The 11,752-nt window shown below is 63.6% G+C and carries 10 protein-coding genes; 6 read left to right on the forward strand and 4 right to left on the reverse strand.

Features of this window, described 5'->3' with window-relative positions:
* Window positions 1-60: 60 nt before the first annotated feature.
* Window positions 61-750 (reverse strand): RlmE family RNA methyltransferase, encoded by a 690-nt coding sequence (locus IVB05_RS24155; protein WP_247778400.1) that lies wholly within the window; start codon window positions 748-750, stop codon window positions 61-63.
* A 194-nt stretch (window positions 751-944) separates the two neighbouring features.
* Here IVB05_RS24155 and IVB05_RS24160 point away from each other — a divergent pair, with 194 nt between their 5' ends.
* Window positions 945-1,739: a phasin family protein gene (locus IVB05_RS24160; RefSeq protein WP_247778401.1), complete on the forward strand. Its 795-nt coding sequence runs from the start codon at window positions 945-947 to the stop codon at window positions 1,737-1,739.
* Window positions 1,740-1,800: 61 nt separating this feature from the next.
* Here IVB05_RS24160 and IVB05_RS24165 read toward each other — a convergent pair whose 3' ends face one another.
* Complete coding sequence (locus IVB05_RS24165; RefSeq protein ID WP_247778402.1) at window positions 1,801-2,844, reverse strand: Ppx/GppA phosphatase family protein; 1,044 nt, start codon at window positions 2,842-2,844, stop codon at window positions 1,801-1,803.
* Between the two features lie 207 nt (window positions 2,845-3,051).
* Here IVB05_RS24165 and IVB05_RS24170 point away from each other — a divergent pair, with 207 nt between their 5' ends.
* Window positions 3,052-5,424: a xanthine dehydrogenase family protein molybdopterin-binding subunit gene (locus tag IVB05_RS24170; RefSeq protein ID WP_247778403.1), complete on the forward strand. Its 2,373-nt coding sequence runs from the start codon at window positions 3,052-3,054 to the stop codon at window positions 5,422-5,424.
* Between the two features lie 187 nt (window positions 5,425-5,611).
* Here the strand turns inward: IVB05_RS24170 and IVB05_RS24175 are convergent, their stop codons facing one another.
* Window positions 5,612-5,992 (reverse strand): rhodanese-like domain-containing protein, encoded by a 381-nt coding sequence (locus IVB05_RS24175; protein ID WP_247778404.1) that lies wholly within the window; start codon window positions 5,990-5,992, stop codon window positions 5,612-5,614.
* Window positions 5,993-6,188: 196 nt separating this feature from the next.
* Between IVB05_RS24175 and IVB05_RS24180 the strand changes: the two genes are divergently transcribed.
* Window positions 6,189-7,250 (forward strand): AraC family transcriptional regulator, encoded by a 1,062-nt coding sequence (locus tag IVB05_RS24180; RefSeq protein ID WP_247778405.1) that lies wholly within the window; start codon window positions 6,189-6,191, stop codon window positions 7,248-7,250.
* Window positions 7,251-7,259: 9 nt separating this feature from the next.
* On the opposite strand, the gene IVB05_RS24185 is transcribed toward IVB05_RS24180, so the two are convergent.
* Window positions 7,260-8,054, reverse strand: coding sequence for a hypothetical protein (locus tag IVB05_RS24185; RefSeq protein ID WP_247778406.1), 795 nt, complete (start codon window positions 8,052-8,054; stop codon window positions 7,260-7,262).
* A gap of 143 nt (window positions 8,055-8,197) precedes the next feature.
* On the opposite strand from IVB05_RS24185, the gene IVB05_RS24190 reads away from it, so the two are divergent.
* The 3 genes from IVB05_RS24190 to IVB05_RS24200 all read left to right on the forward strand — a co-directional run bounded on the left by IVB05_RS24190 (window position 8,198) and on the right by IVB05_RS24200 (window position 11,704).
* Window positions 8,198-8,692 carry a YaiI/YqxD family protein gene (locus IVB05_RS24190; protein WP_247778407.1) on the forward strand — a complete coding sequence of 165 codons (495 nt, stop codon included), beginning with the start codon at window positions 8,198-8,200 and terminating at the stop codon, window positions 8,690-8,692.
* Window positions 8,693-8,695: 3 nt separating this feature from the next.
* Window positions 8,696-10,507: an ATP-binding cassette domain-containing protein gene (locus IVB05_RS24195; protein WP_247778408.1), complete on the forward strand. Its 1,812-nt coding sequence runs from the start codon at window positions 8,696-8,698 to the stop codon at window positions 10,505-10,507.
* A gap of 114 nt (window positions 10,508-10,621) precedes the next feature.
* Complete coding sequence (locus tag IVB05_RS24200; protein WP_247778409.1) at window positions 10,622-11,704, forward strand: D-TA family PLP-dependent enzyme; 1,083 nt, start codon at window positions 10,622-10,624, stop codon at window positions 11,702-11,704.
* Window positions 11,705-11,752: the final 48 nt, after the last annotated feature.

The following is an 11,752-nucleotide window of genomic DNA, read 5'->3' on the forward strand; positions in this document are numbered from 1 at the left end:
ACCCCGCATACCGCAACCATGGGAGACGCTGTCCAGTCGTCGCGCCGTCAGGGTTGCGCTTCACGGCTGGTCGCGGTGCCCGCGAAATCCCATCGCCAGCACATAGCGCTCCGACGAATCCTGCCGGCTCGACGCCGGCTTGACGTGGCGCACGCTGGAAAAATCGCGCTTCAATTGCGCGACCAGTTCGGCATCGGCGCCGCTCTGAAAGGCCTTGGCCAGAAACGTTCCGCCGGGATTGAGCACGTCGGTGGCAAACGCAGCCGCAGTTTCGATCAGGCCGACGATGCGCAACTGATCCGTCTTGCGGTGGCCGGTGGTGTTGGGCGCCATGTCGGACATTACGACGTCGGCGCGACCGCCCATCATGGCGATGAGTTTTTCCGGCGCGTCCTGGCTAAGAAAATCGAGCTGCGCAAAATCGACGCCGGGGACTTCCGGCATCTCCAGCAGATCTATCGCGACCACCTTGCCCTTGCCGCCAGTCGCACCGACGCGCTTGGCGGCGATCTGGCTCCAGCCGCCGGGGGCGGCGCCGAGATCGACCACCGCGATGCCATGCTTGAGGAAATGATACTTGTCGTCGATCTCGATCAGCTTGTAGGCCGCGCGCGAGCGATAGCCGTCCCGCTTGGCCTGCGCCACATAGGGATCGTTGAGCTGCCGCTCCAGCCAGAGCTTCGATGACAGCTTGCGCTTGCCACCGCTCTTGACCGTGACGTGCAGCCGTCCGGTGGTGTCTTTTGCCATATTCGTGCTTGTCTTGAAACGTCATCCGAGACCCGGCGCCTGGAATCAATAACACGGAACCGGATCGGCATTGAAGGGAGTATGACGACGTGCCTACCCCGCCATTGCGGAGAATACCACAACGATAACGCGGACGGTTTCAGCAGCGGACATTTGCTCAGCCTCGTGACGTGCTTAGCCAGCCAATTGCGGCAGTGGAAGAGCCGGTCTACGGCATAACCGGAAATGCAGCGGTCTTTCCCAGCGCAATGGCGAGGGTCGCGGGAAAAGATCGGCAGGCCGGGAACGGTCTCACCCAGATCGCGTTGCTCGGGAAGGAGCTGGGGCAAGTCATCAACCTGCAATCGCGGAGAAATAAGATGGCAAACCCACGCCAAGAGGAAAGGTCTACGCAAGGCATGGAAGACGCAGCCCGTCGCGCCGGCGAGAGGGCTGCCGAACAGACCGGCCGTTTAGGTCAAACTGCTGCCGAGCAGACGACGCGTGTCGGGCAGGCTGCGGCTGCGGCCGGAGAGGAAGTGGCTCGGGCAAGTGGTAATCTGCTCAAGCAAAACGCCGAGACATTCCAGAACGCCTGGCGCTCCGGGCTGGAAATGGCGACCTCGGTCATGGGCCGGTCTACCGAGCAATTTGGCCGCACGCTCGGCTTGTCCGGCGACGGGGTGCAACAGGCGACCGAACGGTCGGCCCGCAACGCCCAAACCATACTTTACACCAGCACCGCCGCTGCCAAAGTGATGGGTGGAATGTCTCAAGAGTACCTCCAGTTGGTTCGGCGCCAGGTCGAGAAGAACATGGACCACATGCATGAACTATGGGCCTGCCGAACTCCTCACGATTTTGTAGCCATACAAAGTGACATGGTGCGTGAGACCGTGGAAACTGTTCTGGAGAGCAGCCATCGGATAGCCGACATGTCGCTCAAAGTGGCCGACGATGCCGGAAAGCAGATCAACCAGAATATGGAAGAGATCCGGCGAGCCGCCTAGCGCTGTCCGCGGTCGGACCTAACGAAGAGCGGCTGACTCTCTGCCGCTCTTCGCTCGCGCATTAGCACGCGCGGAGCGCGCCGTCCTCGCGCATCATCTCGACCAGCATGCCTTCGCGCAGGCCCCGGTCGGCGACGCGCAGCCGCGGCAGCGGGAAGGCATCGCGGATCGCGTCGAGAATGGCGCAGCCGGCCAGCACCAGATCGGCGCGCTCGACGCTGATGCAATTATTGTTGGCGCGCTCCTGATAGCTCATGCCGCGCAGCCGCTGGATCACCGTGGTGACGTCGGAACCGTTCATCCAGATGCCATCGATGCGGCGGCGATCGTAACGCGCCAGATTGAGATGGACGCCGGCGAGCGTCGTCACGGTGCCCGAGGTGCCCAGCATGTGCATGTCGCGCAAATCCGTGCCGTGCTCGGCCGCGAACGGCGCGACATACTGCGCGACCTCGCGCACCATTTTCCCATAGGATTCCGTGGTGACATCCCTGCCGCCGAAGTGCTCGGCGAGCGTGACAACGCCGAGCGGGATCGACATCCAGGCCTTGATCCGCGGCGGCGCATTCTGCTCTTCCGGATCGCGCTCGATCCGCACCAATTCGGTCGAGCCGCCGCCGATATCGAACAGGATTGCGCCCCGCCCTCTTGCGTCGAGCAGCGGCGAGCAGCCGATCACGGCAAGTGTCGCCTCGGTCTCGCGATCGATCACCTCAAGGCGGATGCCGGTCTCGCTCGCGACGCGGGCGCGAAAGCTGTCGGCATTGGCGGCGGCGCGGCAGGCTTCGGTTGCGATCAGCCGCAGACGGTGGGCCTTGCGGTAGCGGATCTTGTCGCTGCAGATGCTGAGCGCCGCGATGGCGCGGTCGATCGCCGCCTCGCTGATGGAACCGGTCGCAGAAATGCCTTCGCCGAGCCGGATGATCCGCGAAAACGAATCCACGACGCGAAAACTGTCGCCGGCCGGACTGGCGATCAAAAGCCGGCAATTATTGGTGCCAAGGTCGAGCGCGGCATAGACACCGTTTGCCGTGGCCGCCACAACCGACCCTGACGGGCTTGCGCAGGCCTCAAGACCCGCGCGCAGCCGCGTATCGTCATTCATCAAAACTGTCTTTCCGCGGCCGCTTCCGGCCGCCGAAGAAAATTACCGTTCACGGAAACTTTAGCAGCGCCAAGGGGCTACGCAACAACCCATCACATAGGACTATGCCCAATCAGGCGTTGTCGGGCATGACGCAGTGCGTTATCTCAGCGGGAACCCGCGGAACCCTATAAATCCAAGAAAATCCAGCATTTCAGGTGTTTTTCGATGCAAGATCACACGTCGGCCTCCTCCCTGGACAACGCTATCGCACTGCAAAAATACGGGGTGGGGCAGCCTGTGCGCCGCAAGGAAGACGACACGCTGGTGCGCGGCAAGGGCAAATACACCGACGATTTCACCCTGCCCGGCCAGGCCTATTGCTGGATGGTGCGCTCCAGCCATGCCCACGGGATCATCAAGGGGATCGGCACCGCCGCCGCCAAGGCTATGCCGGGCGTGCTCGGCGTCTGGACCGGCAAGGACCTGGAAGCCGCCGGTTATAACCCCTTCACCTGCGGCCTGCCCTTGAAGAGCCGCGACGGCTCGCCGCTGTTGCAGACCAACCGTCCGGCGCTGGCGACCGACAAGGTGCGCTTTGTCGGCGACCCCATTGCCTTTGTGGTCGCGGAAACGCTGGCGCAGGCGCGCGATGCGGCGGAGGCCGTCGAACTCGACATCGAGCCTTTGCCCGCCGTGACCGATGCGGCTGAAGCGACCAAGCCCGGTGCGCCGCTGCTCTACGATCACATCCCGAACAACGTCGCGCTCGATTATCACTATGGCGACATCGCCAAAATCGACGCGGCGTTTGCCAGCGCTGCGCATGTGACCAAGCTCGACATCGTCAACACCCGCGTTGCCGTGGTGTCGATGGAGCCGCGCGTGGCGCTGGCGGCCTACGACAAGGCGGCCGAACGCTTCACGCTGCAGGTGGCGACGCAGGGCGTCTCCGGCAACAAGGTGACGCTGGCGAAAATCCTCAACGTGCCGAACGACAAGGTTCGCATCCTGACCGCCAATGTCGGCGGCTCCTTCGGCATGAAGAACGTCAGCTATCCCGAATATACCTGCATCCTGCATGCGGCGAAGATCTTGGGCCGTCCGGTGAAGTGGACCGACGAGCGCTCGACGAGTTTTCTGTCCGACAGCCACGGCCGCGCGCAGCTCATGCACGCCGAACTGGCGCTGGATGCCGAGGGCAAGTTTCTCGCGGTGCGCCTGCAGGGCTACGGCAATCTCGGCGCCTACATCACCGGCGTCGCACCGGGCCCGCTGTCGCTCAACACCGGCAAGAATCTCGCCAGCGTCTATCGCACGCCGCTGCTCGGCGTCGACATCAAGACGGTGTTGACCAACACCACGCTGATGGGCGCCTATCGCGGGGCCGGCCGGCCCGAAGCCAACTACTACATGGAACGGCTGATCGACCGCGCCGCCGACGAGATGGGCATCAACCGGCTGACGCTGCGCAAGCGTAACTTCATCAAGCCGTCGCAACTGCCGTTCGCGGCGGCCTCAGGCGTCACCTATGACAGCGGCGATTTCGCGGGCGTCTTCAACAAGGCGCTGGAGATTTCCGATCACGCCAATTTTGCGAAGCGGAAGAAGGAGAGCAAGAAGAGCGGCAAGCTGCGCGGCATCGCCGTCGGCTCCTATCTGGAAGTAACCGCGCCGCCGAGCGGCGAACTCGGCAAGATCACGTTTGAGCCGGATGGTTCGGTGAAGCTGACGACCGGCACGCTCGATTACGGCCAGGGCCACGCCACGCCGTTCGCGCAGGTGCTGTCGGCGCAGCTCGGCGTTCCCTTCGACAAGGTGACGATGGAGCAGAACGACAGCGATCTCGTCCGCTTCGGCAACGGCACCGGCGGCTCGCGCTCGATCACGGCGACGGGTCAGGCGATCGTGGAGGCTTCCGCGCTCGTGATCGCAAAAGGCAAGCAGGCCGCCGCGCATCTGATGGAGGCGTCCGAAGGCGATATCGAATTTGCCAGTGGCCGCTTCACCATCGCCGGCACTGATCGGTCGATCGGCATCATGGAGCTGGCGCAGCGCCTGCGCGAAGGCAAGATGCCCGAGGGCGTGCCGCTGTCGCTCGACGTCGACCACGCCACCAAGGATACGCCGTCCACCTTCCCTAATGGCTGCCATGTCGCGGAAGTGGAAATCGATCCCGAGACCGGCGTCGTGCAAATCGTGCGCTATTTCGCGGTCAATGATTTCGGCACCGTGGTCAATCCGATGATCGTCGCCGGCCAGTTGCATGGCGGCGTGGCGCAAGGCATCGGCCAGGCGCTGATGGAGGAAGTCAGCTACGATTCAAGCGGCCAGCCGATCACCGGCTCGTTCATGGACTATGCGCTGCCGCGCGCGGAGGACATCCCGCCGATGGAAGTCGGCGACCACCCCTCGCCCGCAAAATCCAATCCGCTGGGCACCAAAGGCTGCGGCGAGGCCGGCTGTGCCGGCAGCCTCGTCTGCATCGTCAACGCGGTGGTCGACGCGCTGTCGGACTACGGCATCACCCATATCGATATGCCCTTGACGCCGGAGCGGGTGTGGCGGGCGATCCAGGATGCGAAGGCGAAGGCGGCGTGAGCGCTCCACTACTAGCCATATAGAAAACTGTCATCGCCCGCGAAGGCGGGCGATCCAGTATACCAGAGACGTTTGCGATAGGATCGAGAGGCCGCGGCGTACTGGATGCCCCGCCTTCGCGGGGCATGACGACTGGTGGATTGATGAGCCAAGCCCGGCCATAACCGAGCCGCCTGTTCGCTATTGATCACACCTTCTCGACCGCGCCGCCGCTTTCGGCCCAGCCCTTGAAGCCACCGAGATTGCGCACGTCCTTGTAGCCCATGTCCTGCAGCGTCTTGCCGGCAAGCGCGGACCGACCGCCGGAGGCGCAGTAGACGATCACGGTTTTCTCCCGATCGAATGCATTGTCATAATAAGGGCTGTCAGGATCCGCCTTGAACTCGAGCATGCCGCGCGCGACGTGTTTCGCGCCCTGAACCTTGCCGGTGCTCTGTAGCTCAAGCCCGTCACGCACATCGACCACCAGGACCTGGCCGCGCTCGATCAGGGCTTTCGCGTCTTGTGGGCTGATGGCTGGAACGGAGCTGTTAGCCGCTGCAAGTAAATCCTTCACTGAACTCGGCATCGTATTCTCCCGTATGCTGTTTTATCGTTAGGTACAGATAATGTGCGCAGTATGTGGCGAAGCTTGGCCAATAGCGCAATGACCACGGCTCCAGGAAGCTTTGCCGCGACGCTATGGCGCTTGACTGGAGCGTGCATTCTGAAAAGCTTTCGCCCAGCCCGCAGGCGCGCCGACAGCAGGAATTTGGGATCAGATTGTGGACGTATTGTCGGAAGTCCTGCGCGTCGTCCGTTTGTCCGGAACGATTCATTTTCGCGCGGAATTCACGCATCCGTGGGCCATTCTTTCATCCCCGCCGGCGCTGCTTGCGGCGCGCCTGCAATCCTCCGAAGGATCGGTGACACCGTTTCATGTGGTCACTGAGGGCAATTGCCTGGTGACATCGGGGGCATTGCCGCCAATCCACATCGAAAGCGGCGACGTGATCGTGTTCCCGCGCGGCGACCAGCATGTGATGGCCAGCGACCCTGAACTGGCGCCTGTCCCGATACAGGACATCTATTCGCAGCCGTCCGCGGAGCGGATCACGGTCGTGAATCACGGCGGCGGCGGCCCGCCGGCGCGCTTCATCTGCGGCTTTCTGCACGCCGATCAGCGGTTCGATCCGCTGCTGAAATCGCTGCCGGCGATTCTTTGCGTCCGCTCGCGCGAAGACGCCCTTACGCTCGAGACGCTGGACGCCACCGGAAGGCGTGTGCAGGCGATCACGCATCCGCAGGAGAAGGAGTGGTGGCGGGCGTCGGTGCGCTACCTGATGAGCGAAACCGCGACGCCGGGTCCCGGCAATCGTGCCGTGCTGGCGCGATTGGCCGAGTCGCTTTTCCTCGAGCTGCTGCGGTGGCAGTTGCAGTTTGCGACACAGGGCCATGGCGGCGGATGGCTGGCGGGCCTGCATGATCCCCAGGTGGGTCCCGCGCTCACCCTGCTTCATGCGCAGCCGGAACGGCCGTGGACCGTTGAAGCGCTTGCAAGGGAAGTCGGGGTCTCGCGTGCGGCGCTCGCCAAACGATTCGTCGAACTGGTCGGCGAGTCGCCGATCCAGTATCTCGCGGGCTGGCGGATGCATTTGGCCCAGCACCTGCTGCAAGACAGCACGCTTGGCGTGGCCGAGATCGCCGGACGCGTCGGATATGACTCCGACGCGGCTTTCAACCGGGCGTTCCGGCGGGTGGTCGGCTCGCCGCCCGCTACATGGCGGCAGGCCAGGGAGGAACAGCCTCTCGCGGCGGATGGATTGCCGGGTCAAGCCCGGCAATAGCACGTCGTGTTACGCCGCAGCCTGCTCGCGCGGCTGGTAGATCGCGACGTGATGGCAATGCGCCAGTGGCGTCTTGCCGTTGGCAACCACCAGCGCGTCGAGCTCGACGAAGCGGTGGCCCTTCTTGTCGTAATTGCCGATGACCTTTGCGCGGGCCGTGATCACGTCACCGATCCTTGCCGCGGAAAGAAGCTGCATGCGGCTGCCGACGTGAATCCATGGCCCCAGAATGGCGTTGTCGACCAGCGCCCGGTTCATCACCCGCTGCAGCAGGCCGGGATGACCGAGACCTTCCCTGGCGTAGATCGGATCGGCTTCCCTGATATTTCTGAGATATTCACTGGCCGCACCGTCCGCCCAGTCGAGCGGCGTGGTGCCGAGCCATTTACCGACTTCGTAGGAAGCAGCGCTGACGGGCTTGCGCTCTGCCACGGCTACAACTTCCGAGTAGTCCGCAATCGAAACAGCCGGCGCAGATGCCGGCAATGACGCCGTGCCAGTGGCGCAAGGCTCGCCGCGGCTCTGCACTTCTATCGAAAGCACGCCATTGCTTTCCTCCGCCGCCAGCTCCGCGAGTTCGCCATCATAGACCGGCTTGATGAAACGGGCGTCGATCAGGCCGCGTTCGAGGAAAGCGCGGCCCCATTTTGCGACCGGCTGATGCATCATGTAGGCCATCACGTCCACGCCCGGGACCAGCCCACCCGAGAATCCGAACCGCTTTGCCACGGTGTCGTCATGCATCTTGTTTTCGGATTGTTTGGCGGTGTTGTAGGCCTGGACGCGATACGGCTCGATAGTCATGCCGGTTTCCTCTTATTCTTGGTTGTTTTCAGCCATTTATCGTACGCAAGGAATGTATCGTGGCAAGCGTGTTCCCACCCCTGTTTTCCTCGCATTCGGGCATCGAATAGGCTACCACGCGGGAAAGAAGACACCGCTGAGATATGCCTGAATTGAACCCCACCCGCATCTATGTCGATGCCGACGCCTGCCCGGTGAAGGACGAGATCTATCGCGTCGCGATCCGGCACCGCTTGCCGGTCAGCGTGGTCGCGGGCAATTTCATCCGCGTGCCGCAGGATCCGCTGATCGAGCGCATCGCCGCCGGTTCCGGAATGGATGCCGCCGACGATTGGATCGCCGAGCGCGCGGGCAAAGGCGACATCGTCATCACATCGGATATCCCGCTCGCCAGCCGCTGCGTGAAATCGGGCGCTGAGGTGATCGCACCGAATGGCAAGCCGTTTACCGAACAATCGATCGGCATGACGCTGGCGGTACGCAATCTGATGACCGACCTGCGCTCATCGGGCGAAGTCACCGGCGGTCCGAAATCCTACTCCCCGCGCGACCGCTCGGCATTTTTGTCGGCGCTCGACCAAACCATCCGCCGCATCCAGCGCCAGCAGGCGCAACAGCCTGCGCCAAATCAGGATTGAACGATGGCGCCGCCGCTGATCCAGTTAAAAGATATCCGGCTGACCTTTGGCGGCACGCCGCTGCTGTCGGGCGTGGAGCTATCCGTGTCCGCGGGCGAGCGCGTCTGCCTGATCGGCCGCAACGGCTCCGGCAAATCGACGCTTCTGAAGATCGCCGCCGGCATCGTCGAGTCCGACGGCGGCAGCCGCTTCGTGCAGCCCGGAGCCACCATCCGCTATCTGCCGCAGGAGCCTGATTTCGGCGACCACAAGACGACGCTGGCCTATGTCGAGGCTGGCCTCGGCCCCGGCGACGATCACTACCAGGCGCGCTATCTGGTGGAGCAGCTCGGGCTGCACGGCGACGAAGACCCCGCGCATGTCTCGGGCGGCGAGGCCCGCCGCGCGGCGCTGGCGCGGGTGCTGGCGCCCTCGCCCGACATCCTGTTGCTGGACGAGCCGACCAACCATCTCGACCTCCCGACCATCGAATGGCTGGAAGGCGAACTGGAAAGCCGACGTTGCGCGCTGGTCATCATCAGCCACGACCGCCGCTTCCTGTCCAATCTTTCGCGCGCGACCGCCTGGCTCGACCGCGGTCAGATCAGGCAGATCGACCGCGGCTTTTCCGCCTTCGAATCCTGGCGCGACGAGGTGCTGGCGGAGGAAGAGCGCGACCAGCACAAGCTCGACCGCAAGATCGTCAACGAAGAGCACTGGCTGCGCTACGGCGTCTCCGGCCGCCGCAAGCGCAACGTCAAGCGGCTCGGCAATCTGCATGCGCTGCGCGACCAGCGGCGCACTTATCGCGGCGCGACCGGCAATGCCAACCTCGCCGCCGCGGAGGCCGACAAATCCGGCAAGCTCGTCATCGAGGCCAAGAACATCGCCAAAGCCTATGACGATCGCACGATCATCGATAGCTTTTCGATCCGCGTCCAGCGTGGCGACCGCATCGGCATCGTCGGACCGAACGGGGCCGGCAAGACCACGCTGGTTCATCTCCTGATCGGCAACGATCCGCCCGACAGCGGCACGATCCGGCTCGGCGCCAATATCGAGATGGCGACGCTCGACCAGCATCGCGAAAGCCTCGACCCCAAATCGACACTGGCCGAGGCGCTGACCGGCGGGCGTGGCGACCATGTCATGGTCGGCGGCAAGCCGAAGCACGTCGTCAGCTACATGAAGGACTTTCTGTTCGCCCAGGAACAGATGCGCACGCCGCTCGAGGTGCTCTCCGGCGGCGAGCGCGGCCGGCTGATGCTGGCGCGCGCGCTGGCAAAGCCTTCCAATCTTCTGGTGCTGGACGAGCCGACCAACGACCTCGACCTCGAAACCCTCGACGTGCTGGAGGAGATGCTCGGCGACTACGAGGGCACCGTGATCCTGATCAGCCACGACCGCGACTTCCTCGACCGCGTTGTCACTTCCGTGATCGTGCCCGAGGGCGATGGCCGCTGGATCGAATATGCCGGCGGCTACACCGACATGCTGGCGCAACGCGGCGAGGATCTCGCGCGCGAGGCTCCCAGCATGACTCCCGTCGAGGAAAAGAAGGAAACCAAGGCTGCCGCCCCCTCCGCGGCATCAAAGCGCCGGCTGAACTTCAACGAAAAACACGCGCTGGAGACCCTGCCGAAAACGATCGCGAAACTGCATGCCGAGATTGCAAAACAGCAAAAGCTGCTTGACGATCCCGATCTCTACACCAAGGATCGAAAGAAATTCGACGCGGCTTCATCAGCGATCGCAAAGGCGCAGGAAGAACTCGCGACTGCGGAAGACCGGTGGCTGGAGCTTGAGGTTTTGCGGGAAGAGATAGAACAGGCGTAGTTTGTAGGATGGGTGGAGCGAAGCGATACCCATCACGTGGCATCGACAAGACTGATGGGTATCGCTGCGCTCCACCCATCCTACGGTCCATCGATTTCGAACAGAGAGAAGAGCATGACAACGCCCCTCGCCGCCAAAATCGCCCGTGAATATGGCACGCCCTGCGCCGTGATTGACATGGACCGGGTCGAGCGCAACATCGCGCGGGTTCAGGTGGCCTGCGATACGGCAGCCGTCGCCAACCGGCCGCATATCAAGACCCACAAGAGCCCCTTGCTGGCGCAGATGCAGGTCGCGGCCGGCGCGAAGGGCATCACCTGCCAGAAACTCGGCGAGGCCGAGGTGATGGCGGAAGCCGGCATCGACGACATCCTGATCAGCTACAATCTGATCGGCGAGGAGAAGATGGCCCGGCTCGCGGCACTGCAGGCCAAGGCCAACATGACGGTCGCCGCCGACAATTCGACCGTGATCGCGGGCCTGCCGCAGGCCGCCGCCACTTCGGGCCGTCCGCTCTCGGTCGTGGTCGAATGCGACACCGGGCGCAAGCGTGCCGGCGTCGAGACGCCGGCCGAAGCCATCGCGCTGGCCCGCGAGATCGCGGCCTCGAAGGGGCTGAAGTTTGCGGGCTTCATGCTGTACCCGACCGAGACCGGCTGGACCGAGGCGCAAAAATTTTTCGACGAGGCGCTGGCCGGCGTCCGCGCGCACGGGCTGGATGCGACGATGGTTTCAACCGGCGGCTCGCCGAACCTTAAAAACCTCGGCAAGCTCAAGGGCGCGACCGAGCATCGTCCCGGTACCTATATCTACAACGACCGCATGCAGGTCGCGGCTGGCGTCGCCGAATGGGACGATTGCGCGCTCAACATCTATGCCACCGTGGTGAGCCGCGCCGGTCCCGATCGCGGCATTTTGGATGCGGGCTCGAAAACGCTGACCTCGGACCCCGGCGGCGGGCTCGACGGTTACGGGCTGATCCTGGAGCACCCGGAAGCCAAGATCGCACGCTTTGCCGAAGAGCACGGCTTTCTCGATCTGGCCCGCAGCAACACGCGGCCTGTCGTCGGCGACGTCGTGCGGATCGTTCCCAATCACGTCTGCGTCGTCGTCAACATGATGGACGAGGTGGTGATGGTGCGCGGCGACGAAATCATCGGCACGCTGCCGGTCGCGGCGCGGGGGAAGCTGCGTTGATCTTGTAGGATGGGTAGAGCGCAGCGAAACCCATCAATTTGTTTCCGC

The organism is Bradyrhizobium sp. 170 (assembly GCF_023101085.1).
Classification (GTDB): domain Bacteria; phylum Pseudomonadota; class Alphaproteobacteria; order Rhizobiales; family Xanthobacteraceae; genus Bradyrhizobium.

Excerpts from the sequence above, each read along its gene's own strand:
- IVB05_RS24170 (WP_247778403.1), top strand. The coding sequence starts at position 3,052 with ATGCAAGATCACACGTCGGCCTCCTCCCTGGACAACGCTATCGCACTG.
- IVB05_RS24195 (WP_247778408.1), top strand. The coding sequence starts at position 8,696 with ATGGCGCCGCCGCTGATCCAGTTAAAAGATATCCGGCTGACCTTTGGC.
- IVB05_RS24200 (WP_247778409.1), top strand. The coding sequence starts at position 10,622 with ATGACAACGCCCCTCGCCGCCAAAATCGCCCGTGAATATGGCACGCCC.
- IVB05_RS24155 (WP_247778400.1), bottom strand. The coding sequence starts at position 750 with ATGGCAAAAGACACCACCGGACGGCTGCACGTCACGGTCAAGAGCGGT.
- IVB05_RS24185 (WP_247778406.1), bottom strand. The coding sequence starts at position 8,054 with ATGACTATCGAGCCGTATCGCGTCCAGGCCTACAACACCGCCAAACAA.
- IVB05_RS24190 (WP_247778407.1), top strand. The coding sequence starts at position 8,198 with ATGCCTGAATTGAACCCCACCCGCATCTATGTCGATGCCGACGCCTGC.
- IVB05_RS24175 (WP_247778404.1), bottom strand. The coding sequence starts at position 5,992 with ATGCCGAGTTCAGTGAAGGATTTACTTGCAGCGGCTAACAGCTCCGTT.
- IVB05_RS24165 (WP_247778402.1), bottom strand. The coding sequence starts at position 2,844 with ATGAATGACGATACGCGGCTGCGCGCGGGTCTTGAGGCCTGCGCAAGC.